The 26,486-nt window shown below is 69.7% G+C and carries 20 protein-coding genes; 13 read left to right on the forward strand and 7 right to left on the reverse strand.

Annotated features, from left to right (window positions below; translation table 11 throughout):
- Window positions 1-7: 7 nt before the first annotated feature.
- From PGB26_RS08075 to hrpA, 3 genes are all read right to left on the reverse strand, one after another.
- On the reverse strand, window positions 8-1,348 hold the full coding sequence (locus tag PGB26_RS08075; RefSeq protein ID WP_271637127.1) for an O-acetylhomoserine aminocarboxypropyltransferase/cysteine synthase family protein: 1,341 nt from the start codon (window positions 1,346-1,348) through the stop codon (window positions 8-10).
- Between the two features lie 93 nt (window positions 1,349-1,441).
- Window positions 1,442-2,386, reverse strand: a complete 945-nt coding sequence (locus tag PGB26_RS08080) for a quinone oxidoreductase family protein (protein WP_271637128.1) — start codon at window positions 2,384-2,386, stop codon at window positions 1,442-1,444.
- Window positions 2,387-2,409: 23 nt separating this feature from the next.
- Window positions 2,410-6,426, reverse strand: coding sequence for an ATP-dependent RNA helicase HrpA (gene hrpA / locus PGB26_RS08085; RefSeq protein WP_271637129.1), 4,017 nt, complete (start codon window positions 6,424-6,426; stop codon window positions 2,410-2,412).
- A gap of 61 nt (window positions 6,427-6,487) precedes the next feature.
- Here hrpA and PGB26_RS08090 point away from each other — a divergent pair, with 61 nt between their 5' ends.
- From PGB26_RS08090 to PGB26_RS08110, 5 genes are all read left to right on the forward strand, one after another.
- Entirely contained in the window at window positions 6,488-7,864 is a 1,377-nt protein-coding gene (locus PGB26_RS08090) for a heparan-alpha-glucosaminide N-acetyltransferase domain-containing protein (protein ID WP_271637130.1), read from the forward strand.
- A 19-nt stretch (window positions 7,865-7,883) separates the two neighbouring features.
- Complete coding sequence (locus PGB26_RS08095) at window positions 7,884-8,720, forward strand: aldo/keto reductase (protein WP_271637131.1); 837 nt, start codon at window positions 7,884-7,886, stop codon at window positions 8,718-8,720.
- Between the two features lie 68 nt (window positions 8,721-8,788).
- Window positions 8,789-10,558 (forward strand): thioredoxin domain-containing protein, encoded by a 1,770-nt coding sequence (locus PGB26_RS08100; RefSeq protein WP_271637132.1) that lies wholly within the window; start codon window positions 8,789-8,791, stop codon window positions 10,556-10,558.
- Window positions 10,559-10,598: 40 nt separating this feature from the next.
- Window positions 10,599-12,008 (forward strand): amino acid permease, encoded by a 1,410-nt coding sequence (locus tag PGB26_RS08105; RefSeq protein WP_271637133.1) that lies wholly within the window; start codon window positions 10,599-10,601, stop codon window positions 12,006-12,008.
- 87 nt (window positions 12,009-12,095) lie between these two features.
- Window positions 12,096-13,031: a DUF808 family protein gene (locus PGB26_RS08110; RefSeq protein WP_271637134.1), complete on the forward strand. Its 936-nt coding sequence runs from the start codon at window positions 12,096-12,098 to the stop codon at window positions 13,029-13,031.
- Between the two features lie 142 nt (window positions 13,032-13,173).
- Here PGB26_RS08110 and PGB26_RS08115 read toward each other — a convergent pair whose 3' ends face one another.
- Window positions 13,174-14,748: a dolichyl-phosphate-mannose--protein mannosyltransferase gene (locus PGB26_RS08115; protein WP_271637135.1), complete on the reverse strand. Its 1,575-nt coding sequence runs from the start codon at window positions 14,746-14,748 to the stop codon at window positions 13,174-13,176.
- Window positions 14,749-14,807: 59 nt separating this feature from the next.
- On the opposite strand from PGB26_RS08115, the gene rsmI reads away from it, so the two are divergent.
- From rsmI to PGB26_RS08140, 5 genes are all read left to right on the forward strand, one after another.
- The gene (gene rsmI / locus PGB26_RS08120; RefSeq protein ID WP_271637136.1) at window positions 14,808-15,623 is read left to right on the forward strand and encodes a 16S rRNA (cytidine(1402)-2'-O)-methyltransferase; all 816 of its coding nucleotides are present in this window, start codon (window positions 14,808-14,810) and stop codon (window positions 15,621-15,623) included.
- On the forward strand, window positions 15,620-16,222 hold the full coding sequence (locus tag PGB26_RS08125) for a class I SAM-dependent methyltransferase (RefSeq protein ID WP_271637137.1): 603 nt from the start codon (window positions 15,620-15,622) through the stop codon (window positions 16,220-16,222). The genes rsmI and PGB26_RS08125 overlap by 4 nt, the downstream gene beginning before the upstream one ends.
- Window positions 16,223-16,343: 121 nt before the next feature.
- Window positions 16,344-17,954: a methionine--tRNA ligase gene (gene metG, locus PGB26_RS08130; RefSeq protein WP_271637138.1), complete on the forward strand. Its 1,611-nt coding sequence runs from the start codon at window positions 16,344-16,346 to the stop codon at window positions 17,952-17,954.
- A gap of 5 nt (window positions 17,955-17,959) precedes the next feature.
- Window positions 17,960-18,853, forward strand: coding sequence for a TatD family hydrolase (locus PGB26_RS08135; protein ID WP_271637139.1), 894 nt, complete (start codon window positions 17,960-17,962; stop codon window positions 18,851-18,853).
- A gap of 17 nt (window positions 18,854-18,870) precedes the next feature.
- Window positions 18,871-19,455, forward strand: coding sequence for a GNAT family N-acetyltransferase (locus PGB26_RS08140; RefSeq protein ID WP_271637140.1), 585 nt, complete (start codon window positions 18,871-18,873; stop codon window positions 19,453-19,455).
- A 9-nt stretch (window positions 19,456-19,464) separates the two neighbouring features.
- Here PGB26_RS08140 and PGB26_RS08145 read toward each other — a convergent pair whose 3' ends face one another.
- Window positions 19,465-20,718 (reverse strand): MFS transporter, encoded by a 1,254-nt coding sequence (locus tag PGB26_RS08145; protein WP_271637141.1) that lies wholly within the window; start codon window positions 20,716-20,718, stop codon window positions 19,465-19,467.
- A gap of 44 nt (window positions 20,719-20,762) precedes the next feature.
- Between PGB26_RS08145 and rsmA the strand changes: the two genes are divergently transcribed.
- From rsmA to PGB26_RS08160, 3 genes are read left to right on the forward strand one after another with little or no spacing between them, the layout of a single operon-like run.
- Window positions 20,763-21,629 carry a 16S rRNA (adenine(1518)-N(6)/adenine(1519)-N(6))-dimethyltransferase RsmA gene (gene rsmA, locus PGB26_RS08150; RefSeq protein ID WP_271637142.1) on the forward strand — a complete coding sequence of 289 codons (867 nt, stop codon included), beginning with the start codon at window positions 20,763-20,765 and terminating at the stop codon, window positions 21,627-21,629.
- 4 nt (window positions 21,630-21,633) lie between these two features.
- On the forward strand, window positions 21,634-22,698 hold the full coding sequence (locus PGB26_RS08155) for an aldo/keto reductase (RefSeq protein WP_271637143.1): 1,065 nt from the start codon (window positions 21,634-21,636) through the stop codon (window positions 22,696-22,698).
- On the forward strand, window positions 22,698-23,624 hold the full coding sequence (locus PGB26_RS08160) for a 4-(cytidine 5'-diphospho)-2-C-methyl-D-erythritol kinase (RefSeq protein ID WP_271637144.1): 927 nt from the start codon (window positions 22,698-22,700) through the stop codon (window positions 23,622-23,624). Before PGB26_RS08155 ends, PGB26_RS08160 begins: the two co-directional genes overlap by 1 nt.
- A gap of 57 nt (window positions 23,625-23,681) precedes the next feature.
- Here PGB26_RS08160 and mmsB read toward each other — a convergent pair whose 3' ends face one another.
- Both mmsB and mmsA read right to left on the reverse strand, forming a co-directional pair.
- A complete protein-coding gene (mmsB, locus tag PGB26_RS08165; RefSeq protein WP_271637145.1) occupies window positions 23,682-24,905 on the reverse strand; it encodes a multiple monosaccharide ABC transporter permease in 1,224 nt (407 codons plus the stop codon).
- Complete coding sequence (mmsA, locus tag PGB26_RS08170; protein ID WP_271637146.1) at window positions 24,902-26,458, reverse strand: multiple monosaccharide ABC transporter ATP-binding protein; 1,557 nt, start codon at window positions 26,456-26,458, stop codon at window positions 24,902-24,904. The genes mmsB and mmsA overlap by 4 nt, the downstream gene beginning before the upstream one ends.
- Window positions 26,459-26,486: the final 28 nt, after the last annotated feature.

Raw genomic sequence — 26,486 nt, forward strand, 5'->3', positions numbered from 1 at the left:
GCCCAGCTCAGCGCGCGCCGACCAGGGCGTCCTCCCCCAGGGGCGCGAGCACGCGGTCGAGGTCTGCGATGAGGTCGGCGGGGTCCTCCAGCCCGGCCGAGACCCGCACGGTGTTCAGCGAGATCCCCGCTGCGGCGCGCTGCTCGGCGGTGAGGTGCGAGTGGGTCATCGATGCCGGGTGCGCGACCATGCTGCGGGCATCGCCGATGTTGGCGACGAGCCGGAACACCCGAAGCTCGTCGACGACGGCGGCGACACGTTCGAACGCCCCGTCGTCCTCGGCTCCGACGATGTCGAACGAGAACACCGAGGGGGCGCCGTTCGGAAGATAGCGCACGGCGGCGTCGCGCCAGGGGTTGTCGTCGAGCGAAGGATGGTGCACGCGCGCGACTGCCGGATGCCCGGCCAGATGCTCGGCCACGAGACGCGCCGTGGTCGACTGGCGCGACACCCGCAGATCGAGCGTCTCGATTCCCTGCAGGATCTGCCACGCGTTGAACGGAGACAGCGACGGGCCGAGATCGTGCACGTACTTCGACTTCACCAGTGCGGCGAAGGCCTGCCCCCTCCCGAACCGCTCCCACAGCACGAGATCCCCGAACCGCGTGTAGGGCGCGGTGAACTGCGGCCACCGCGCGGGCTCGGCACCGAAATCGAAGCTGCCCTGATCGACCACCACGCCGCCCAGCGAGCTGCCGTGTCCGGAGAGGAACTTCGTGGCCGAGTGCACGATGAAGTCCGCGCCGTGCTCGCCAGGGCGCACCAGGTGCGGGGTGCCGACGGTGTTGTCGATGACGAGCGGCACGCCGGCGGCGTGCGCGACGTCGGCGACCGCACGGATGTCGAGCACCTGGGCGATGGGGTTCGCGACCGATTCCGCGAACAGCAGCCGTGTGCGCGGCGTGATGGCGTCGCGCCACGCGGCGATGTCGTCCTGGTCGACGAAGGTGACCGAGATGCCGAAGTCGTCGAGCGTCTCCTGCAGCAGGTCGATGGTGCCGCCGTAGAGCTGGTCGGCGGCGACGACGTGGCCTCCGCGGTGGACGAGTGCGAGGATCGTGACAGCGACGGCGGCCTGCCCGGAGGCGACGGCCACCGCGCTCACCCCGCCCTCGAGCAGTGCGACGCGCTCTTCGAGGATCTGCTGGGTGGGGTTCGCGTTCCGGCCGTAGATGGTGCCCGGCCGCCGCAGCGCGAACAGGTCTGCCGCCTCTGCGAGCGATGCGAACTCGTACGCCGCGGTCTGGTGGATCGGCGGCACGGCGCTGATCACGCCGGTGGGCTGGTACCCGGCCTGCACCTGGGCGGTCGCGAAGCCCTGCCGAGTCGCGCTACACGGGGAAGTCATGTGCTCATGATGCTCTGGTGCAGCGCATCGACGCCCCTCGTATGTCGTACTGTTGCGGCGCGCGCAGGCACGCCCGCGCCGCAACAGTCGCGGTCAGGGAACGAGGATGATCTTGCCGTTCGCCGCGTGCCGCTCGATCAGCTCATGCGCCGTCGCCGCATCGGCGAGGGGGAGCTCGGGCCCGAGCTCGACCTGGAAATCGCCCGCCTCGATGAGGTTGATCGTCAGCGGGATGGCCTCCTGACGCCACCCCTGCTCCTCCTCGGTGAGCGGGACGGGACTGCCGCCCGAGAAGGCGCGGATGCCGAAGTCGGCCGCATCCGGACCGCGGACGATCGTCGCGATGCGGTCGCGGTCCTCGACCAGCGCGAGGGAGGTCTGGATCGCCTCGTCGGTGCCGGCGCAGTCGAGCGCGACCGTGACACCCTCAGTAGCGAGATCGCGCACCCGCTCGGTGAGCCCGTCGCCGTACGCGACCGGCTCCGCGCCGAGAGAGCGCAGCTGATCGAAGCGCTCGGGGCTGGCCGTGGCGATCACCCGCGCACCCCAGAGCACCGCGAACTGCACGGCGGCCTGGCCGACCGCGCCCGATCCCGCGTGCACGAGCAGCGTGTCGCCCTTCGCCACGCCCAGCGAGCGCAGGCACTGGTAAGCGGTGCCGACCGGGATGCCCAGGCTCGCGCCCTCCGCCGTCGTGACGCCGTCGGAGAGGCGGAACAGCTTCGACGCCGGCACGGCGAGTGCGCTCGCGTAGGTGCCCAGCACGTTGTCGATGACGACCCGGTCTCCGATCGCGAATCCGGTGACGCCCTCGCCGAGACTCGCCACCACGCCTGCGCCGTCGAAGCCCACGCGACGCGGCTCGACAATGGGCGCGGAGGGGCGCGCGCCGCGGCGCAGCTTGGCATCCAGCGGGTTCACCCCGGCGGCCTCGATGCGCACCACGACCTCGCCGGGGCCGGCGACCGGATCCGGGATCTCGGTAAGTCGCAGGACGTCAGGAGTGCCGATCTCGGTGTAGACGATTGCGTGAGCCATGCGGCCCACGCTACCTGGACTCGTCAGGAGGCGCTCGAGCCGGCGAGAGCCTTCATGATGCGCTGCGGCGAGACCGGCTGCGCTGTGCCCAGGCGCTGGGCGAAGACGCTGATCCGGTATTCCTCGAGCAGCCAGCGCACCTCGACGAGGTGTGTCGGGGCGTCGGGGGCGAGCGGGATGGCGCCGCCCGCGTCGTCGAACGCCTTCGCGACGCGCTCGTACTCGGTCATGCGTGTGCGATCCCTGCCCGGCTCGTTCGCGAGGGTCTTCAGCCGCTCGAGCATCCCGTCGAGGTAGCGGGGGAGGTGCGCGAGCCGCTCGACGCCGGTGGCGGAGACGAAGCCGGGGCGGATCAGCGCGCTGAGCTGCGAGCGGATGTCGTTCAGCGGCCCGAGCAGTGCGAGCGAGTTCTGCGACTTGATGCCGCGTTCGACGTCGCGGCTCTTCGTCAGGATCTTGGCCACCATCGAGACGCACGCGAACAGGCGGTCGACGAGCTGCCCGTTCACCTCGTCGCGCACGCGCCGGAAATCGGCCTCGGTGCGGATCACCCCGCCCGGCACGCGCTCATCGATGAGGGCGCGCACGACCGCCGTGCGGGCGTCCTCGATGAGGCTCGCGACATTCGGGTACGGAGAGGCCGCGAGCGCGAGCTTCTCGGGCGCCGTCAGGTGATTCTGCACGTAAGAGGCGGGGGAGGGCACATTCAGCAGTACGAGGCGCAGCACGCCGTCGCGGGTCGCCGCGGCCGCGGCATCCGCCGTCGCCTCGACCCGGACCGAGACTGACTTGCCGCGGTCGACGATCGCCGGGTAGCCGCGCACGGTGCCGCCGGCGACCTTCGTGTCGAGCAGCTCGGGCAGATCGCCGAAGGTCCAGTCGGTCAGGTCGTCGCGCTCGATCGGGCCGCGAGCGGATGCCTCGGCGACGCGCTCCGTGCTCCGACGCGACGGGCGAGGCTGCTCGGTGCGGCTGAGCGAGCGGGTCACGCTCTGCCGTGACCGGTCGGACAGCCGCTGCTGCAGGGCGGTGAGGTGGCGGTCGGATCCGACGACGCGGCCCCTCTCATCGACGGCCCTGAAGTTCATCAGCAGGTGCCCGGGCACGCGGGCATCGTCGAAGTCGGCGGCGGAGACCGGCTGATTGGCGAGCGGCTGGATGAGCCTCGCCAACGCCTCCTTGAGCGATCGCTCCGGCGCTCCGGAATGATGCTCAGGCCCGTCGCCGCTCACCTGCTCGCCGAACTTCTCAGCCCAGTCGGCAGCGGGCACGACGTGCCGGCGGATCGCCTTCGGCAGGGCGCGCAGCAGCGCCGTGATCAGCTCGGCTCGCAGTCCGGGCACCTGCCAGTCGAAACCCGTGTCACGGATCTGCTGCAGCAAGGCGAGCGGCACGACGACGCTCACGCCGTCGTCGTCGGCGCCGGGCTCGAAGCGGTACGCGAGCCCGAGCACCTGGTCGTCCTGCTGCCAGCGGCTGGGGAACTCGCTCTGATCGGATCTGCTGTCGTCGTCGACGAGGTCGCTCTCGCGCATGACGAGCAGCTTGGGTGAGGTCTGCAGCGCGTCGCGCCACCACTTCTCGAACGAGCGCACGTCGAACACCTCGCGGGGGATGCGCTCGTCGTAGAACGCGAACACGGCTTCGTCGCCCGCGAGGATGTCGCGGCGGCGCTCGCGCTCCTCGAGCTTCTGGAGGCGCCGACGCAGCTCGGCGTTCGCGCGCCAGAAGGCGCTCACCCGCTTGTCGAGGCGCGACGGATCCCACTCGCCCTCGACGAGCGCGTGGCGCAGGAACAGCTCGCGCGCGCCGGCGCGGTCGATGCGCGCGAACTGCACCCGCCGCTTCGGGATGATCTCGACGCCGAAGAGGGTCACCTTCTCGTAGGCGACAGCGGCGCCGGCATCCTTCGACCAGTGCGGCTCGGTGACCTGTCGTTTGGCGAGGTCTCCCGCGAGAGCCTCGGCCCACGCCGGGTCGATCGCCGCGACCGTGCGGGCGAAGGTGCGCGAGGTCTCGACGACCTCGGCGGCCATCACCGCCTGCGGAGCCTTCTTGCGCAGACCGGATCCGGGGAAGATCGAGAATCTGATGCCGCGGGCGCCGCGGTACTCCGCGATGCGGCGGCCCTTCTCGCCCTTCGCCTTGTTCGCGCTGCCGGCGGCGGTGCGCTCGTCGAGGATGCCGATCTGCGAGAGCAGACCGGCGAGGATCGCGCGGTGCACGGCATCCGGGTCCGAGGCGCCGCCACCCGCACCCTTCGGCGTCTTCACGAGCGAGCGCAGCTGCCGGTGCACGTCGAACCACTCCCGCACGCGCACGTAGTTCAAGTGCTCGTTGCGGCACATCCGCCGGAACGCGCTGGAGCCGAGCTCCTTCTGCTGCTCGCGCAGGTGGTTCCACAGGTTCAGCAGCGTGAGGAAGTCGCTGGTCGGATCGACGAAACGCGCGTGCATGCGCTCGGCCTCGTCGCGCACGGACTGCGGCGCGTCGGCGCTGGGACGCTCGCGCACATCCTGGATCGAGAGCCCGGCGACGATCGCCATCACGTCGGCCAGCACGCCCCCGTTGGACGACGATGCGGCGACGAGCATCCGCGCGAATCGCGGATCCATGGGCATTCGCGAGATCTCACGCCCGATCCGCGTCAGCCTCGGCTGCTGACCTCTGACGGCATCGACCGCGCCGATCTCGGTGAGCAGATCGACGGCAGCTTTCACCCCGCGGGAGTCGGGAGGTGTGAGAAAGGGGAACTCGGTGATGTCTCCGAAGCCCAGGGACAGCATCTGCAGCACCACGGACGCGAGCGAGGTGCGCAGGATCTCGGGCTCGGTGAACTCGGGGCGCCGGTCGAAGTCGTCCTCGCCGTATAGGCGGATGGCGATGCCCTCGCTGGTTCGGCCGGCGCGTCCGGAGCGCTGATTCGCGGATGCCTGAGACACCGCCTCGATGGGCAGGCGCTGCACCTTCGACCGCGCGCTGTAGCGCGAGATGCGGGCGGTGCCGGTGTCGATCACGTACTTGATGCCGGGAACGGTGAGGCTCGTCTCGGCCACGTTCGTGGCGAGCACGACGCGGCGGCGGACACCGGCGACCTTCGACGGCTCGAACACTCGGTGCTGCTCGGCGGCCGACAGTCGACCGTACAGCGGCAGCACCTCGACCGGGGAGGTCGCCGATCGGTACGCGCCGCGCACGGCGTCGGCCGCATCGCGGATCTCGGCCTCGCCGGGGAGGAAGACGAGCACGTCGCCCGGCGCCTCGCGCTCGAGCTCGCGCAGGGCGGCGACGATCGCGGTCACCTCGTCCTCGGGCTCCGCGCCGGCGCGGACAGAGCTCCGCAGACCCTTCGGCGAACCGCCCCGGTCGGGCCGTTTCGCGCTCGATCCGCCGGATTCCTCGGCAGCCGCCGCGTCGTCCACGAGCGGTCGGTAGCGGATCTCGACGGGGTAGGTGCGCCCGGACACCTCGATGATGGGCGCCGGCACCGCCTCGCCGTCGGGGTCCGCGGCGGGGGAGGCGAAGTGCGCGGCGAAGCTCTCGGGATCGATGGTGGCCGAGGTGATGATCACCTTCAGGTCGGGGCGCTCGGGCAGGATCCGCCGCAGATAGCCGAGCAGGAAGTCCACGTTGAGCGAGCGCTCGTGCGCCTCGTCGATGATGATCGTGTCGTAGCGGGTGAGCAGCCGGTCGCGGTGGATCTCATTCAGCAGGATGCCGTCGGTCATCAGTGCGATGCGGGTGGCATCCGACACCTGGTCGGTGAAGCGCACCTTGTAGCCGACCAGGCCGCCGAGCTCGACCCGAAGCTCCTCGGCAACCCGCTCGGCGATGGTGCGCGCGGCCAGCCGACGCGGCTGCGTGTGCGCGATGCGCTCGCGACCGAGCTCGAGGCAGATCTTCGGCAGCTGCGTGGTCTTGCCCGACCCGGTGGCGCCCGCGACGATCACCACCTGGTGGACGCGGATCGCCGCGGCGATCTCATCGCGCGCGGCGCTGACCGGCAGCTCGGGCGGGTACGAGATCAGGGGCGAAGACATAGCCCTCCATCGTATCGCCGCGGGTGCACGCGCGTCGCGCGCGCGTGCATAGACTCAGCGGGTGACGACGATCCAGGGCGACATCGCCCCGCCGCGCCCGGTCTCGACGCTGCGCGCCTGGTTCACCGGCTTCGGGCGACCTCCGCGTCTGATGGGGCTCGACGTCGCGCGTGCGGTGGCTGTGCTGGGCATGATGGCGGCTCATCTGCTCACCACGCCCGAGCTGTCGCTGCTGGATCCGTCGACGTGGGGTGCTCTCGTACACGGACGCCCGGCGATCCTCTTCGCCGTGCTGGCGGGCATATCGGTCGCGCTGATGACCGGACGCACCCGTCTGCCCGACGTGTCGGAGCTGCCCGCGATCAGACTCGCCCTGGTCGTCCGCGGCGCGGTGATCTTCGCCATCGGACTCGTGCTCGAACTGCTCGGCACGCCCATCGCGGTCATCCTCACCTTCTACGGAGCGCTGTACGTCGTCGCGGCGGCGTTCGTGCGCTGGCGCGTCTCGCGCCTGCTCATGGCAGCCGTCGTGCTCGCGATCGCGGGGCCGCCCCTGCTCGCTCTGCTGCAGGCCCTGACCTTCCATTCCGCCGGTCCCGGCGCGGCGCTCGTGCTGTTCGGCACCTATCCGCTGACCGTCTGGCTGGCGCTGCTGCTGGTGGGGATGGCGATCGGGCGCACACGACTCGACCGCACCGCTGATCGCCTGCGGCTGCTCGCGATCGGGGTGCTGCTCGCGGTCGTGGGATACGGCGTCGGCGCCCTGGGTGCTGTCGCCGGTACGGCCGCCGGATCGACATATCCGGATTCGGCGTCGTCGCTGAGCGACGACTCGGTATCGCTCAGCGCGAGCGCGAGTGAAACCGGCTCCGAGCCGCTGCTGGGCGTCGCCCCTGACGAGATCGACTTCGCGGGCACGGTCTGCGACGACTACGGCGACGCCTACATCAGCTGCTATCCGCTGGATGCCGGCCTGCAGAATGCTGAGCCCGACGCCCAGGTCGACACCTCCGGGTGGGAGTCGTACTTCGCCGAACTCGCCGATCAGGATCCGCTGGGCAGCGCGCTGCTCGCGCTGATCGCCGTCGAACCGCACTCCGGGGGCACGGCTGAGATCATCGGATCGGGCGGATTCGCCGTCGCGGTGATCGCCCTGTGCCTTCTGCTCAGCACGCCGCTGCGCTGGGTGCTGCTGCCGCTCGCCGCGCTCGGATCGATGCCGCTCTCGGCCTACAGCGCGCACGTGCTGTCGTACGCGCTGATCGCCGGACCCGGCGTCTTCCTCGATTCGTTCGATGTCTGGCTGTGGTCGGCGGTGGTGCTGCTCGTCGCCTCGACCCTGTGGTCGATCCTGCGCGGCCGCGGACCCCTCGAGACCCTCCTGTCGCGACTCTCGGCGACGGTCTCGCGTCCGTCGGTCCCGCCCTCGCCCCGCTGAGCGGCCCTACGCTGGGACGATGACGATCCCCACTCTCGAACTGAACGACGGAAACAGCATTCCCCAGCTCGGCTACGGTGTCTTCCTCGTGCCTGCCGACGACGCCGAGCGTGCGGTCACCGAGGCGCTCGAGGCCGGCTACCGGCACATCGACACGGCGGCGATCTACAAGAACGAGGAGGGCGTCGGCGCAGCCATCGCCAAGAGCGGCATCCCGCGCGACGAGCTCTTCATCACGACGAAGCTGTGGAACGACCGCCATGACGGCGACGAGCCGGACCGGGCGATCGACGAGAGCCTCGAGAAGCTCGGACTCGACGCGGTGGACCTGTACCTCGTGCACTGGCCGACGCCCGCCAACGACAACTACGTCCACGCGTGGGAGAAGATGATCGGCATCCGCGAGCGCGGCCTCGCCCGTTCGATCGGCGTCTCGAATCATCTCGTGCCGCACCTCGAGCGCCTCGTCGCTGAGACGGGTGTCACCCCGGCGGTCGATCAGATCGAGCTGCACCCGGCGTACCAGCAGCGCGAGATCACCGGCTGGGCCGCCGAGCACGGCGTGCGCATCGAGTCGTGGGGTCCGCTGGGGCAGGGCAAGTACGACCTGTTCTCCACCCCTGCCGTCGCGGACGCCGCGTCGGCGACCGGCCGCACCCCGGCTCAGGTCGTGCTGCGCTGGCACCTGCAGAAGGGCTTCATCGTGTTCCCGAAGTCGGTGCGGCCCGAGCGGATGCGCGAGAACCTCGACGTGTTCGACTTCGAGCTCGACGACGCGCAGATGACCGCGATCGACGGACTCGACCCGCTCGACGGCTCAGGCCGGGTCGGCACGCACCCGAACGACCTGAACTGACGCACCCTGAGACCCCCTGCCGCCTGCGCACCGGCCCGCGGCAGGGGGTCTCGGCGTACCGTGGAGGCATGACCAACCGGCTCGCCGACACGCTCAGCCCCTACCTGCGGGCACACGCCGACAATCCCGTCGACTGGCACCCATGGGGCGAGGACGCGTTCGCCGAGGCGCGCCGTCGCGACGTGCCGCTGCTCATCTCCATCGGCTACTCGACCTGCCACTGGTGCCACGTCATGGCGCGGGAATCGTTCGCCGACGACGTGACTGCGGCGCAGATCAACGCGCATTTCGTGCCGGTGAAGATCGACCGGGAAGAGCATCCCGAAGTCGACACGGCTTTCATGGCCGCGGCCTCGGCCTTCACCAGGAGTCTCGGCTGGCCGCTGACCGTGTTCACCACGCCCGCGGGGCGCACCTTCTACGCGGGCACGTACTTCCCACCCGAGGCACGCGGCGGGATGCCGTCGTTCCGTGGCGTGCTCACCGCGGTCAACGAGGCGTGGACGGACCGACGAGCCGAGGTGCTCCAGTCGGCGGATGCCGTCGCGGACGCTCTGCGTGAGGCGGCGGCTGCCGACGCCGGAGGGATGCCCGATGCCGACGCGATCGCCGCGGCGTCCGCCGCGATCCTGCAGCGGGAGGACCACCGGCACGGCGGCTTCGGCGGGGCGCCGAAGTTCCCGATGGCGACGACGCTGCGCTTCCTGCAGCATCCGATCGCAGCCGGCGCGGATGCTGCCCGCCGCGCACTCGACGCCATGGCGGCGTCGCAGCTGCGCGATGCCGTCGACGGCGGCTTCTTCCGCTACGCGACCCAGGCCGACTGGACGGTGCCGCATTACGAGCGGATGCTCATCGACAACGCGCAGCTGATGGACGTCGCGCTCGCCGCGGGGCGCGACGACGTCGTCCGCGGCATCGCGGGGTTCCTGCTCGGCGTGCTGCGCCGCGAGGGCGGGGCGTTCGGCGCGGCCCAGGACTCCGAGTCGTGGATCGACGGTCGGCGCAACGAGGGCGGCTACTACCGCGCGGACGCCGAGGCGCGGGCATCCCTCGAGCCACCTGCGGTCGACGGCAAGGTGCTCACCGGCTGGAACGGTCTCGCGATCGGGGCGCTCGCCAGGGCCGGGGCGCGGCTGGACGAGCGGGCGTGGATCGATGCGGCGGCCGCGGCGGCCGAGCATGTGCTGCACGTCAACCGGGGTGCGACCGGCGAGCTGGTGCGGTCGTCTCTCGACGGGGCACCCGCGAGCGCCGTCGCGACCGCAGCAGACATCGGTCTGCTCGCCGACGGACTGCTCGCGCTGGCACTCGCCACCGGAGAGGCGGAATGGGCGACGCGAGCGCTGGCCGTGCTCGCTCAGCCGCTCGCCGACGACCCGGTGATGGCCGCACGCGGTCTCACGGCCGTGGGCGACGACAGTGACGGCGACCTGCCATCGGGGCCGGCTGCCAGGGCATCGGCGCACCTCACCGCCTGGCTGCTGGGCGCGGGCGAGGAGCACCGCGAGCGGGCCGTCGCGCTGTGCGCACCGCTCGTCGAGCGGGCGCCGCAGCATCCGCTCGCGTACGGCGCCCTGCTGCGTCTGGCCGCCGTGCTCGCCGGACCGTCGCGACAGGTCGTCGCGGTCGCCGACAGCGGCGGGGCGCTCACGGACGCCGCCCGCAGAGCCGACGCCGACGTCGTCGCCGTCGTAACGCCATCCCAGGCTCGCGCACTGGCGGATGCCGGCTTCTCGCTCTTCGCAGGCAAGGACGCAGCCGAGGGCGTGGCGTACGACTGCCGAGACTTCGTGTGCCGGCTGCCGACGAGGGACCCGTCCGCGCTCTCCGTATGATGGCACAGGCCGTACCCGGCCTGGACGAGGAGGTCTCACGATGACCGAGGTGCCGCTGACGACGACGACCACGAAGGGTCTGCATCCGGGCCTCACGCGCCGGCAGATCTCGATGATGGGCCTGGGCGGCGCCATCGGCGCAGGGCTCTTCGTCGGATCGGGGCAGGCCATCGGCATCGCCGGTCCCGCCGTGCTGATCTCGTACCTCATCGCCGGCACGGTCGTCATCCTCGTCATGGCGATGCTCGCCGAGATGGTCGCCGCGCGCCCCAGCTCGGGAGCCTTCAGTTCGTTCGCGCAGCGCGCGATGGGTCGTAGCGCCGGAAGCGCGGTCGGCTGGCTGTACTGGATCCAGCTCGTCGTCGTGATCGCCGCCGAGGCCACCGGCGCTGCCGGGATCATCGAGGGGTGGGTGCCTGGCCTCCCGGCGTGGCTGTGGGTGCTGATCTTCGTCGCCGCGCTCACCGCGGTGAACCTCTTCGGCGTGCGCAACTACGGACGCTTCGAGTTCTGGTTCGCCGCGATCAAGGTGTTCGCGATCATCGCGTTCCTCTTGGTGGGCGCGGGGGCCATCCTCGGACTCATCCCCGGGGTTCCGGCAACAGGCCTCGGCAACCTCGTCGCACACGACGGGTTCGCACCGCACGGTGTCGCCGGCATCGCCGCGGCTCTGCTGGTCGTCGTGTTCGCATTCGGCGGCACGGAGGTCGTCGCGATCGCCGCCGCCGAGTCCGACGACCCCGCGCACAACATCAGGCGCATCGTCCGTGAGGTCATGGTGCGCATCCTCGTGTTCTACCTCGGCTCCATCTTCGTGATCGTCGCCGTGCTGCCGTGGAATTCGCCCGAGGTGCTCGACGGACCGTTCTCGGCTGTGCTCGCCACGCTGCGCGTGCCCGGAGTCGACCTGGTCATGTCGCTCATCGTGGTGATGGCGCTGCTGTCGGCGATGAACGCGAACATCTACGGCGCCTCCCGCATGGCGTACTCCCTCGGCGAGCGCGGGCTCGCACCGATGGCGGTCACGCGCACGAGCGGGCGCGGCGTGCCGTACGTCGCCGTGCTCGCGTCGGTCGCGTTCGGGTTCGTCACCGTCGCGCTCAACTGGGCGTTCCCCGTGACGGTGCTCGGAGCACTGCTGAACATCGTGGGTTCGACCGTGCTCGTCATCTGGACGGCGACCGTGATCTCGCAGATCATCCTGCGTCGCCGGGCCGACCACGACGGCGAACAGATGCCGATGCGCATGTGGGGATTCCCCTGGCTGTCGTGGGCGGCGCTCGTGCTGCTCGCGGTGATCATCGCCCTGGCGATGATCGATCCGACGGCGCGCGTCCAGCTGCTGCTGACGCTGGCGCTCACCGCGGCGCTGCTCGGTCTCGCTCGGCTGACGCGCGGGCGTTCCAGGCGCGGCGTGATCACGGAGCCCGACGACGCGACGGTGCCGTGAGCGACTCTCGGCGCACCACGGATGCGCCGCACGCACAGTAGTCTTGCAGGCCGGAGCGCGCATACGGCGCGCAAGGGGAGGACTTCCATGTCGGTTGGTCTGCTGGCGGTCGTCGACGACATCCTGAGCGCCGCGATGAAGGCATCCGCGAAAGCTGCAGGCGTCGTGATCGATGACGCTGCCGTCACCCCGCAGTACGTCCAGGGGCTCACCCCCGCCCGCGAGCTGCCCGTGGTCGGCAAGATCGCGCTCGGCTCGATCGCGAACAAATTCCTCATCATCATCCCCATCGCGATGCTGCTCACCGCGTTCGCGCCCTGGGTTCTGCCGTACCTGCTCATCATCGGCGGCACCTACCTGTGCTTCGAGGGGGCCGAGAAGATGCTCGAGTGGTTCGGCTTCGCGCACGGGCACGCCGACGAGGGGGCGCGAGACGAGAAGCGGCTGGTCTTGGGCGCGGTGCGCACCGACCTGATCCTGTCGACCGAGATCATGCTCATCTCGCTGGCGAGTCTCGACCCGAACCTCGGCATCTGGCAGACGCTCGGCGTGCTCGCCGTCATCGCGCTCGTCATGACCAGCGTCGTCTACGGCGCGGTGGCGCTGCTGGTCAAGATCGACGACATCGGTCTGAAGATGGCCAAGAACCCGGTGCGCAGGGTGCGTCACACCGGCACACGCATCGTGCGGTCGATGCCGCACGTGTTCCGCGTGATCAGCGTGGTCGGCACCGTGGCGATGCTGTGGGTGGGCGGTCACCTGGTCGTCGTCAACCTCGGCGAGGTAGGCCTGCACGCGCCCGCCGCCCTGCTGCACGGCGTCGACGAGCTGCTCGCCTCATTCGGCGGTTTCGTCGTCTGGCTGGGCAACACGGTCATGTCCGCCGTCGCCGGCGTGCTGATCGGTCTGGTCGTGGTGTGCGTGGTTCTGCTGGTCGGACGGATGCTGGGCAAGCGCCCGACGTTCGACGAGGCGCACCGTGTTCACGGCGACGCGCACGCGGCACCGGAGTCGGTCGGCTGATTCAGCCCGCGTCGAGCGGATACCGGCGAAGGCATCCCGGCGACGGAACACCGGCGACGACGGGTCGTCCCCGAGATCCGCGGCCCGTCATGGTGGGATCGCGGGCGGGAATGGCGGCGGGCAGCGCGACGATGCGCTCGGGTCAGATCCAGCCCGGGAGCCAGTTGTGGATGAGCCAGAACGGGTAGGGCACGCTCATGCCGGTCCACACCGGGTAGAAGAACGCCGAGACGAGAACGACCATCACGAGGTACACGGCCACCGTGCGCTGACCGGCAGTCCGGCGGTGCGTCGGAGCGCAGGGCCTGCCAGCGAGTTCTCGCAGCGCCACGACGAGCGCGAGGATGAGGAACGGCATCATGACGATCGTGTAGAACTGGAAGATCGTGCGGCTCGGCACGAGCAGCCACGGCACGTAGGTGGCGACGAGCCCGACCAGCGCGATCGTGTGCATCGGGCCGACGGGGCGGCGCTCGATGAGACCGCGCACGAAGCGATAGAGCAGGTAGAGCGCGGCCGCCACCCCGCCGTACCAGATCAAGGGGTTCGGCACCGACGAGATCACGGCGATGCAGTGGTCGGTGCCGCAGCCCGTCGGATCCGAGCCCACCCAGATCGCCGTCGGCCGCAGCAGCAGCGGCCACTGCCACGCCGGGCTGGCGTAGGCGTGCGCGCTGGACAGCCCGATGTGGAACCCGTACATCGACTCGTGGTACTTCCACAGCGCGACCAGTGGGTTGGCGTCCGCTGCGCGGTCGTAGCCGCCTGTCGTGATCAGCCACCCCGTCCACGAGACGAGATACGTGAACATGGCCGGCCCCACCATCAGCGCGAACGAGACGGGCCCCTGCCGCAGGACGGCATCGCTCGGCCACAGGGGGATGCCCGCCCGGCGGCGGGCGAGTGCGTCGGTGACGACCGCGTACAGACCGAAGACGGCCAGGGCGTACAGTCCCGACCACTTCACGGCAGACGCCGCTCCGAGGGTCGCTCCCGCTGCGATCAACCAGGGGCGGGACCACAGCACGGGTCCGATCAGTCGCAGCGGGCGGTCGTCCGGAGCGGATCGGCGCGCCGCGACGATCCGCGCGTCGAGCAGGGGCAGTGACCTGTCCCGGTCGAGCAGCACGAAAAAGAAGCCGAGCACGATGAAGAAGGTGAGGGCGCCGTCGAGCAGGGCGATCCGGCTCATCACGATGCCCAGACCGTCGATGGCGAGCAGGCCTGCCGCGATCGTCGCGAACACCCGCGAGCGGGTCAGGTGCAGCGCCACCAGGTACAGCACGAGCACCGTCAGAGATCCGAGGATGGCCGTCGTCAGTCGCCAGCCGGCGCTGGAGCCGGGACCCATCAGGGCCATGCCGAGGGCGATGATCCACTTCCCGAGCGGCGGGTGCACGACATACGACCCGGCGGTCTGCATGGCGGAGTCATCGCCGCGGGGCAGCTGCTCATCTGCGCCGTCGCCCCACTTGCCCTCGTAGCCGAGGTTCCACAGCGACCATGCGTCTTTGACGTAATAGGTCTCGTCGAACATGATCTCGTGCGGATGCCCGAGGTTCGTCAGCCTGAGGGCGGCAGCGAGCAGGGTGACGAAGAGCGGGGCGAGCCAGCCCAGCGCTCGGGTGCGAGCAATGCTCGAGACGCCCCATTCCGCGAGGCGCTCCCAGCGCGTCGCGGACCGCGGCGGCGGCATCGGGGGCGCGGACAGGGTCACCAGCTCAGCCTAGGCAATCGACCTCGGATCGGCCCACGCGGGGCACCTAAGCTGGTCGGATGATCATCCTCGCCGCGACCCCGATCGGCAATCTCGGCGACGCGTCCCGCCGTCTGATCGAGGTGCTCGAGAACGCCGAAGTCGTCGCCGCGGAGGACACGCGCACGACGCAGCGGCTGCTGCAGGCACTGAACATCGGGAACCGTCCGCGCCTGATCGCGCTGCACGACCACAACGAGAAGCACAAGGCCGCCGAGCTCGCCGAGCTCGCCGAACAGCACGACCTCGTGGTCGTCAGCGATGCGGGAATGCCGGCCGTGAGCGACCCCGGCTACGGGGTGGTCGCGGCCGCCGTCGAGCGCGGGGTCACCGTCACGGCGATCCCCGGCCCGAGCGCCGTGCTCATGGCACTCGCCATATCGGGCCTGCCCACCGACCGGTTCACCTTCGAGGGCTTCCTGCCGCGCAAGCCGGGGGAGCGGCGCCAGGCACTCGCCGCCCTGGCATCCGAGCCGCGCACCATGGTGTTCTTCGAGTCGCCGTCCAGACTCGCGTCGTCGCTCGCCGACATGGGCTCCGCCTTCGGCGCCCAGCGCCGGATCGCCGTGTGTCGCGAGCTCACCAAGCTGTACGAAGAGGTGCGTCGCGGCACCGCCATCGAGCTCATCGCGTGGGCCGAGCACGGCGTCAAGGGCGAGATCGTCGTGGTCGTCGAGGGCGCATCCCCGGTCTCCGTCTCGGCCGACGATGCGCTCGCTCAGGTGCAGGCGCTGGTGGCATCCGGAACCCGTCTGAAGGACGCCTGCGCCGAGGTCTCGGCCGCGACAGGGCTGAGTTCCCGCGACCTCTACCAGTCCGCGCTCGCCGCTCGATGAGTGTCGGCGCCGCGTACGATGCTCGAGCCTCGGAGTACATCGCGCTGCTCGGCGACATCGCGCAGACGGATGCCCGGGACCGGGCGCTCATCGCGGCCTGGCGCGACGCGACGCCGGGGCGCCTGCTGGATGCCGGGTGCGGGCCGGGCGTGTGGACGCGCTTGCTGCACGACGGCGGACGGGACGTGCTCGGCCTCGATCTGTCGGGGGAGTTCGTCTCGCATGCTCGCGCGACGTATCAGGGTATGCCGTTCGAGCAGGGATCGTTCGCCGAGCTTCCGCTGCCGGATGCCTCGCTCGGCGGTATCCTCGCCTGGTACTCGCTGATCCACACCCCACCTGCGGAGCTGCCAGCGACCCTCGCCGAGTTCTCCCGCGTGCTTGCTCCCGGGGGCGGCGCCCTCATCGGCTTCTTCGAAGGCACCCCGCGCGAGCCCTTCGACCATGCCGTGACGACCGCCTACTTCTGGACTCCGGATGCTCTCGGAGAGATGCTCGAGCAGGCCGGCTTCGCGGTGACTGCATCCGAGTCCCGTCCGCGCGTCGACGGCGAGCCCAGCATCCGCCCCCACGCCTCCCTCACCGCCACCCGCGCCTGAGACCACCAAGCGCACCCACTGTGCGAGCGAAGGGAACGTCCTCCCGCCCGCCGCCCATCACAAGAACGAGAACCAGGTCACGAATCAGAAAGCCGCACGGTTCCCGCCTAGAATCGTGAGCATGCCCGCAGGCGAGTCCTTCTACATCACCACGCCCATCTACTACCCCTCCGACGTGCCGCACATCGGTCACGGGTACACGACGGTGGCCGTCGACACGCTGTCGCGCTGGCACCGCCAGGCGGGTGACGACACCTGGATGCTCACGGGCACCGACGAGCACGGCCAGAAGATGCTGCGCGCCGCGGCCGCGAACAACGTCACCCCGCAGGAGTGGGTCGACAAGCTCGTCGGCGAGAGCTGGTTCCCGCTTCTGGAGACCCTCGACGTCGCGAACGACGACTTCATCCGCACCACGCAGCAGCGGCATGAGAAGAACGTGCAGGTCTTCTTCCAGAAGCTGTACGACGCGGGCTACATCTACGCGGGCGAGTACGAGGCGCTGTACTGCGTGGGCTGCGAGGAGTTCAAGCCCGAGTCCGAGATCGTCGACGGCACCGGCCCCTTCGAGGGGCTCAAGGTCTGCGCGATCCACTCCAAGCCGCTCGAGCTGCTGCAGGAGAAGAACTACTTCTTCAAGCTCAGCGAGTTCCAGGACCGGCTGCTCGAGCTGTACAAGACCGAGCCCGACTTCGTGCGCCCCGACTCCGCGCGAAACGAGGTCGTCTCGTTCGTGAGCCAGGGTCTGAAGGACCTGTCGATCTCACGGTCGACGTTCGACTGGGGCATCCCGCTGCCGTGGGACGAGTCGCACGTCATCTACGTGTGGGTCGACGCGCTGCTGAACTACGTCACGGCCGTCGGCTACGGCGAGGACGACTCTTCGGCAGGCGCAGAGACCCAGTTCGAGCGTCGGTGGCCCGGCTATCACGTGGTGGGCAAAGACATCCTGCGCTTCCACGCCGTGATCTGGCCGGCCCTGCTGATGGCCGCCGGGCTCGAGGTGCCCAAGGGCGTCTTCGCGCACGGCTGGCTGCTCGTCGGCGGCGAGAAGATGTCGAAGTCGAAGCTCACCGGCATCGCGCCGACCGAGATCACCGACGTGTTCGGCTCGGACGCGTACCGCTTCTACTTCCTCTCCGCGATCGCGTTCGGTCAGGACGGCTCGTTCTCGTGGGAGGACCTGTCCGCCCGCTATCAGGCCGAGCTCGCGAACGGCTTCGGCAACCTCGCCTCGCGAACGGTCGCGATGATCCAGAAGTACTTCGACGGCGTCGTGCCCGCGCCGGCCGATCACAGCGAGCGCGATCTCGTGGTGCAGAAGAAGGTCGCGGATGCCACGGCCGCCGCCGACGCGGCCATCGAGAGCTTCCGCATCGACGAGGCCATCGACGCGATCTGGACGATCGTCGACGACCTGAACCTGTACATCACCGAGAACGAGCCCTGGGCTCTCGCCAAGCAGGCGGACGCAGGAGACGAGAAGCAGCGCGAGCGTCTCGGCACCGTGCTGTACACCTGCGCGGAGGGCCTGCGCGCCCTGGCCGTGCTGCTGTCGCCGGTGATGCCGCAGTCGACCGCGAAGCTGTGGGATGCCCTCGGCGCCCAGGGCTCGCTCGGTGAGCTCACCGCGCAGCCGATCCGCGAGGCGGGTGCGTGGGGCGTGCTGCAGCCCGGCACGACCGTGTCGCCGCTCGCGCCGCTGTTCCCGCGCGTGGAGCAGACCGCCTAGTCGCCATGGCTGACACCTACGTGCGCGAGCGCTCGACAGAGGGCCGCAAGGATCTGAGGTACCCGGCGGCTCCCGAGCCGCTGACGGTGCCGGTGTACGACAACCACGCGCACCTCGAGATCACCGACGGCGTCGAGCCGCTGAGCCTGAAGGAGCAGCTCGATCGTGCGGCCGGGGTCGGCATCGCCGGCGTCGTGCAGGCGTCGGGCGACATCGAGTCGTCGCGCTGGGCGGTGGATGCCGCGGCATCCGACCCCCGCGTGCTCGCGGCCGTCGCCATCCATCCGAACGACGCGCCCGTCTACGCCGCCGGCAGGCGCCTCGACGAGGCGATCGCGGTGATCGACGAGCTCGCCGCCCACCCGCGCACGAGGGCGATCGGCGAGACCGGTCTCGACTACTTCCGCACCCCTGACGCCGCCGTCGCCGGCTCGCCCGACCGTGCCGCCCAGCACGAGTCGTTCGAGGCGCACATCGCGCTGGCCAAGAAGCACGGCATCGCCATGCAGATTCATGATCGCGACGCGCACGACGACGTCCTCGAGACCCTGACCCGCGTCGGCGCCCCCGAGAAGACGGTGTTCCACTGCTTCTCTGGCGACGAGGCGATGGCGCGCATCGCTGCGGATGCCGGGTACTGGCTGTCGTTCGCCGGCAACCTCACGTTCAAGAACGCGCAGAACCTGCGCGAGGCGCTCGCCGTCACGCCGCTGGACCGCATCCTCGTCGAGACCGATGCGCCGTTCCTCACCCCGGTGCCGCTGCGCGGACGCCCCAACGCGCCCTACCTCGTGCCGATCACCGTGCGGTTCATGGCCGCCGAGCTGGGCCTCGAGGTCGACGAGCTGTGCGCGCAGCTCGCGGCGAACACGCTCGCGGTGTACGGCGCGTTCCACTGACCGGCTAGCCTGCACTCGTGCGCTTTCTCGACGAGATCACCCTGCAGGACGAGTTCGTGCGGCTGGAGCCGCTCGGCCGGCAGCACGCCGACGATCTGCGTCGCGCCGCGGCGACACTGAGCCATGCGTGGTACACCTCCGTGCCCAGCGGCGACGAGGTGCCGGCCGAGATCGAGCGGCGCCTCGCTCTGCGCGACGCGGGCGGGATGAACCCGTTCGCCGTTCGCCGGCTGCAGACGGGTGAGGTCGTCGGCATGACGACGTTCTGCAACATCGATCAGCCGATGCGCCGGGTCGAGATCGGCCACACCTGGATCGGCACGGCGGCGCAGCGCACCGAGGTGAACGCCGCGATGAAGCGACTGATGCTCGCGCACGCGTTCGACACCTGCGACGCGATAGCGGTGTCGCTGCTCACGCACTTCCACAACCGGCAGTCACGCGCGGCGATCGAGAGGCTCGGAGCGAAGCTCGACGGCATCCTGCGCAACCACCGCATCATGCCGGACGGGTCGCTGCGCGACACGGTCGTCTACTCGATCCTGCCGCACGAGTGGCCGGCCGTGCGCAACGGGCTCGACGCGCGGCTCGCGCGGGCGTAGGCCGCGCGACTAGGCGGCGGTCTCGGGTGCGTCCTCGAGGGCCGGCTTCGCGGCGGCGATGTGCGAGATCTGCCGCCACATCAGCAGCAGCGTGAGCGCCGAGCCGGCGAACGCGAACCACCACGGCGCCGTCAGCCCCCACGTCTGGGCGATCAGGCCGCCGAGCGCCTGGCCGAGAACCATGCCGCCGAAGACGCCGACCATGTTGACCGAGCCGACGCGGCCCTGCAGGTCGTGCGGCACGAGGCGCTGGCGCACCGTCGTCGAGATCGTGCCCCAGACGAACGCGTACGCGCCGAAGCCGAACATGATCACGAGCGCGACGACACCGTTCGTGGTCAGAGCGAAAGCGAGGTGCATGAGCACCTCGAGCGTCAGACACACCTTCATGATCGTGGCGAACGAGACGTGCCGCTCCAGCCATCCGAAGCTCAGGGTGCCCAGCAGGCCGCCGACCGCCGATGCGGTGGTCAGCGCGCCGAAGCCGACCGGGCCCATCCCGAGGTGCTCGGTCGCGTACAGCACGAGGATGCCCCAGGGTGCTGCCCACGTGACGTTGAAGGCGAGGATGATCACGATCAGGGTGCGCACCGGCTTGTTGTGCCACGCCCAGCGCAGTCCCTGCCCGATGTCGTGCCGAACCCGGGTCGGCTCCGCACGCGCCGGCACCGGCTGACGGGCGATCCGCGAGACGAGGATCAACCCGAGAGTCACGGCGAGCACCTGAGCCAGAAACGGCCAGAACGCCCCCACCGCGAACAGGAAGGCGCCCAGAGGAGGGCCGGCCAGCTGATTGGCCACGAGGAAGCCGGCCTGCAGTCGCGCGTTGCCGACGCCGAGATCGGCCGGCTTCACCATCATCGGCAGCAGCGTGCTCGTGCTCGTGTCGGCGAACACCTCGGCCGTGCCGTACAGGAACGACACGACCAGCACGATCGCGATGTTCGCGGTGCCGGTCACGAGCAGCACCACGAGAGCGGCGACGATGACGGCCCGGATGCCATGGGCGAGCATCACGAGCATCCGCCGCTCGACGCGATCCGCGATCGCACCGGCATGCAGCCCGAACAGCAGCCACGGCAGGAACTGCAGCATGGCGCCCGACGCGACCAGCACGGGCGATGACGTCATCGAGGCGATCAGCAGCGGAGCCGCGGCCAGGGCGATGCCGTCGCCGATGTTGCTCGTCCAGGCTGCCGACATCAACCAGCGGAAGTCACGGCCGAGCCGGCGCGGTGCGATGAGCTCTCCGAGTGCGGTCACCCGCTTGATCTTAGGGGTGGGGCGGGATGCGTGAGAATGGATCCATGACCGTCTCCCTGCTCGGCGCCACCGAGATCCGCCGTCTTGCCGCCGAGCTCGACGTCACCCCCACGAAGAAGCTGGGGCAGAACTTCGTCGTCGACGCCAACACCGTGCGCAAGATCGTGCACGCGGCAGGAGTGCAGGCAGGGGAGCGGGTCGTCGAGATCGGCCCGGGCCTGGGGTCGCTGACCCTCGCGATCCTCGAGGCGGGTGCCTCGGTCACCGCGGTGGAGATCGACCACCGTCTCGCCGAGCGACTGCCGCAGACGGCGCATGAGCAGGGCGTGACGGACGGCGCTCTGACGGTGGTGGATGCCGATGCGATGCGCGTCACCGAGCTGCCGGGCGAGCCCACCGTGCTCGTCGCGAATCTGCCGTACAACGTCTCGGTGCCCGTGCTGCTGCACTTCCTCGAGACGTTCACGTACCTGCAGCGCGGCGTCGTCATGGTGCAGGCTGAGGTCGCCGAGCGGCTCGCGGCGAAGCCGGGATCGAAGATCTACGGCGCGCCGAGTGTGAAGGCCGCCTGGTACGGCCCATGGCGGCTGTGCGGCACGGTGTCGCGGCAGGTGTTCTGGCCCGTGCCGAACGTCGACAGCCTGCTGGTCGGCTTCGAGCGCGATCAGACCCCGCGGGGCGACGACGACGAGCGCCGGCGCACGTTCGCGATCGTCGACGCCGCGTTCAACCAGCGCCGCAAGATGCTGCGCCAAGCGCTGTCCGGCCTCTACGGCGGGTCTGCTGCGGCATCGGCCGTCCTGGAGGCCGCGGGCGTCGCGCCCACCGCGCGCGGCGAGGACCTCACCGTCGACGACTACCATCGCATCGCGCTGGTGCATCCCGAAGCGACATCGGTGCCGATAGCCTGACAGCGTGACCGAGAAGCGCTTCAACCCCGACGTCCCCGAGATCCACCGGCCGTATGTCGCGGCCGCCGAGCGCTATCAGCGCTTCACCTACCGTCAGGTCGGGGCGAGCGGCCTCTACCTTCCGCCGATCTCACTCGGCCTGTGGTGGAACTTCGGCGACAACATCCCCCTCGACGATCAGCGTGCGCTGCTGCGCCACGCGTTCGACAGCGGCATCACGCACTTCGACCTGGCGAACAACTACGGCCCTCCCTACGGCTCGGCCGAGAAGAACTTCGGCCGCATCCTGACTGAGGACCTCGCGCCGTACCGCGACGAGCTGATCATCTCGTCGAAGGCGGGGTGGGACATGTGGCCGGGACCGTACGGCGACCTCGGCAGCCGCAAGTACATCCTCGCCAGCGCCGAGCGGTCGCTCGCGAGCATGCGCGTCGACTACGTCGACATCTTCTACTCGCACCGTGTCGATCCCGTGACGCCGGTCGAGGAGACCATCGGGGCGCTCGACACGCTGGTGCGACAGGGCAAGGCGCTCTACGTCGGCATCTCGTCGTACAGCGCCGAGCGCACCGAGGCGGCTCTCGCCGTGGCGCACGATCTGGGCACCCCGCTGGTGATCCACCAGCCGTCGTACTCGATCCTCAACCGGTGGGTCGAGGACGGCCTGACCGACACCCTGCGGGCAGCGGGCATGGGCGCGATCGCCTTCACGCCGCTGGCGCAGGGGCTGCTCACCGGCAAGTACCTCGGCGACGGCACCGCGGATCGCGCGCAGAAGCGCCGGTCGCTGCCCGACCGCCCCGTCTCCGACGAGGGCCTGGCCGTGCTGCGCGGGCTGAACGACATCGCCGCCGACCGCGGGCAGACGCTCGCGCAGATGGCGCTGCAATGGACTCTGCGCGATCCTGTCGTCGTCTCGGCGCTGATCGGCGCCTCGCGGCCCGAGCAGATCGACGAGAACATCGCGGCGGTCGACGGGCCGGCGTTCACCGACGAAGAGCTCACGGCGATCGATGCAATCGCGCACGGCATCGACGTCGATCTCTGGTCCGTGTCATCGGAGCTGTGATGGCGCCCCGACCGGATGCCGTGCACGTCAGGGCCCCCGGGAAGATCAACGTCTACCTGGGCGTCGGTCCACGGCACGACGACGGGTATCACTCCCTGGCCACCGTCTTCCAGGCCGTCTCGCTGTACGAGGACGTCTACGCGTCCCCCTCCGACGGGTTCACGCTGGACGTCGAGGGAGAGGTCGACGTCTCGGGCGTCCCGCTCGACGACCGTAATCTGGCGATGCGGGCCGCCAAGCTGCTCGCGCAGGCCGCGGGGGTGGACACCGGGGTGCACCTGCGCATTCGCAAGGGCGTGCCCGTCGCAGGCGGCATGGGGGGCGGCTCCGCGGATGCGGCCGCCGCGCTCGTCGCATGCGACGCCCTGTGGGGCACCGAGCTGGGCCCGCACCGCCTGCACGCCCTCGCGGCTCGTCTCGGCGCCGACGTGCCGTTCGCGCTGCACGGCGGCACGGCCATAGGTGCGGGGCGGGGCGACGAGCTCACTCCTGCGCTCGCGCGCGGACGGTTCGACTGGGTGCTCGTGCTGAGCGACGAGGGGCTCTCCACCCCGGAGGTGTACGGCCGCCTCGATGAGCTGCGCGCGCAGCAGGGGGCGGTCGCCGATGACCCGCCGATGTCGCTGGACGTGCCGCTTCCCGTGCTGCACGCACTGCGCTCCGGTGATGCCCGCGATCTCGCGCCTGCGCTGCTGAACGACCTCGAGGCCGCCGCGGTGATCGATCGCCCCGATCTCGGCGCCACGCTCATCGACGGGATCCGCTTCGGGGCGCTCGGCGGACTCGTCTCCGGCTCGGGGCCGACGACCGCGCTGCTGTGCGAAGACCCGGAGCATGCCCGGTCGGTGCAGGAGCAGCTGGTCGGCACCGGCAGGCACGCCCTGCACGTGCACGGGCCGGTGCCCGGCGCCCGGATCGTGGGGTGAGACGCACAGAGGGATCCGACCGGGCGGTCGGATCCCTCTGTGCTGCGTGACGCTGGATCAGCGAGCGGTGCCCGCGCGACGCTTGTTGTAGATGTCGAAGGCGACGGCCAGCAGCAGCACGAGACCCTTGACGATCTGCTGAGCGGCCTGCGGCACACCCATCAGCTGCATTCCGTTCGACATGACGGCCATGACCAGGCCACCCACGAGCGCGCCGCCCACACGGCCGACGCCGCCCATGGTCGACGCGCCGCCGATGAAGCAGGCCGCGATGACGTCGAGCTCGAACATGTTCCCCATGCCCGGCTGTGCGCCGTTGGAGCGCGACGAGAACACCGCGGCGGCGATACCGGTGAGGAAGCCCATGTTCACGAAGATCCAGAAGTTCACGCTCTTGACGTTCACTCCCGACAGTCGGGCGGCAGAGAGGTTGCCGCCGACGGCGTAGACGTGACGACCGAACACCGTGCGGTTGGTGACGACCTGGTACACGAGGATCAGCACCGCGACGATGATGAGCACGATCGGGAATCCGCGGTTGTACGCGAGCGCCCAGGCGAAGGCGAGCAGCACCGCCGAGACGACGACGAGCTTCAGCACGAACAGGAACGTGGACTCGACCGGCTGGTTGTACCCCTGCCGTGCACGACGGGTGCGCAGCGAGCTGACGACGAGCCCGACCACGGCGATCACGCCGATGACGAGGGTGAAGATGTCGACGGTCTGCGGCAGCGCCTTCAGGCCCTGGCCCTGGCCGACGGTGATCGATCCGAAGAGACTGTCGAGGAAGCCGCTGGCGACGTTGCGGTAGTCCTGCGGGAACGGCGACAGCGAGACGTTGTTCAGCACCAGCCAGGTGAGACCTCGGAACAGCAGCATGCCCGCCAGGGTGACGATGAACGCGGGGATGCCGACGATCGCCACCCAGAACCCCTGCCAGACGCCCACGATGAGGCCGACGACGATGGCGGCGATGATGCCGACCCACCAGGGCATGCCGTTCTTGATGACCAGGACGGCGGAGACCGCGGATGCGAAGGCGAGCACGGAGCCGACCGACAGATCGATGTGGCCGCCGACGATCACGAGGATCATGCCGAGGGCCATGATCAGGATGTGCGCGTTCTGCAGGACGATGTTCGTCACGTTCTCGGGCGAGAGCAGCTTGCCGCCGGTGGTGATCGTGAAGATCGCGATGATCGCGATGAAGGCGATGTAGATGCCGGACGTGCGCAGATTCTGGGTCAGCAGGTCCTTCACCTCGGTGAAGACGTTGTTCACGCTGCTGCCTCCTTCGTGGAGTTCGGTTCGATGGTCATGAGAGACATGAGCTTCTCCTGGGTCGCCTCAGCGACAGGCAGCTCACCGGTGATGCGCCCGTAGGCGAGGGTGTACACGCGGTCCGAGAGCCCGAGCAGCTCGGGAAGCTCGCTCGAGACGACGATCACCGCCTTGCCGGCGGCGGCGAGCGCATTGATGATCTCGTAGATCTCGTACTTCGCGCCCACGTCGATCCCGCGGGTGGGTTCGTCGAGGATCAGCACGTCCGGGTCGGTGTACAGCCACTTGGCGAGCACGACCTTCTGCTGATTGCCTCCGGACAGGTTGCCGACGATCTGGGCCACCGTCGGAGACTTGATGTTCAGGTCGCGGCGGTACTGCTCGGCGACCTTCGTCTCCTCGTTGCCGTCGACGAAGACGCCGCCGGTGACGAGCTTGCCCAGGGCAGAGGACGAGATGTTCGTCTTGATGTCGGTGATCAGGTTGAGGCCGTACTGCTTGCGGTCCTCCGACACGTAGGCGAGTCCGTTGTCGATCGCCTCGCGCACCGTGCGGGTGGAGATCTCCTTGCCTCGCAGGAACACCGTGCCCTTTGCGTCCCGGCCGTAGCTGCGACCGAAGACGCTCATCATGAACTCGGTGCGGCCGGCGCCCATGAGTCCGGCTATGCCGACGATCTCGCCGGCGCGCACCGAGAGGGATGCATCGTCGACGATGACGCGACCGGCCTGCGTGGGATGCATGACCGACCAGTTCTCGACGCGGAAGATCTCCTCGTGGATGTCGGGGGTGCGCTCCGGGAAGCGGCTGTCGAGCGACCGCCCGACCATGCCGCGGATGATGCGGTCCTGGGTGGCATCCGGTCCGTGCATGTCGATCGTCTCGATCGTCTCGCCGTCGCGGATGATGGTCGTCGAGTCCGCGATGTCGACGATCTCGCCCAGCTTGTGGCTGATGATGATGCTGGTGATTCCCTGTTCGCGCAGGTCGCGCAGCAGGCTCAGCAGGTGCTCGGAGTCGGTGTCGTTCAGCGCGGCCGTCGGCTCGTCGAGGATGAGCAGTCTGACGTCCTTGGTCAGCGCCTTGGCGATCTCGATGAGCTGCTGCTTGCCCACTCCGAGCTGTCCGACAGTCGTCGTCGGATTCTCGTTCAGCCCGACGCGGGACAGCAGGGCGGCGGCGCGGGCGTTGACCTCGTGCCAGTCGATCAGGCCGCCGCGACCGAGGATCTCGTTGCCGAGGAAGATGTTCTCGGCCACCGAGAGATAGGGCACGAGGGCCAGCTCCTGGTGGATGATGACGATGCCGGCGCGCTCGGAGTCCTTGATGGCGCCGAATTCCTGCGTGGTCCCGTCGAAGATGATGTCGCCCTCGTACGTGCCGTGCGGGTACACACCCGACAGCACCTTCATGAGGGTGGACTTGCCGGCGCCGTTCTCGCCGCAGATGGCGTGGATGCGGCCCCGCTCGACGCTGAGGTTCACGTTCTTGAGAACCTTGACGCCCGGGAAGTTCTTGGTGATGTTGCGCATCTCGAGGATGACGTCTGACATCGGTGCTCCTGTCTGTCGAATCGCGGAC

Origin of the sequence: Microbacterium sp. nov. GSS16, assembly GCF_028198145.1 — a bacterium.
Classification (GTDB): domain Bacteria; phylum Actinomycetota; class Actinomycetes; order Actinomycetales; family Microbacteriaceae; genus Microbacterium.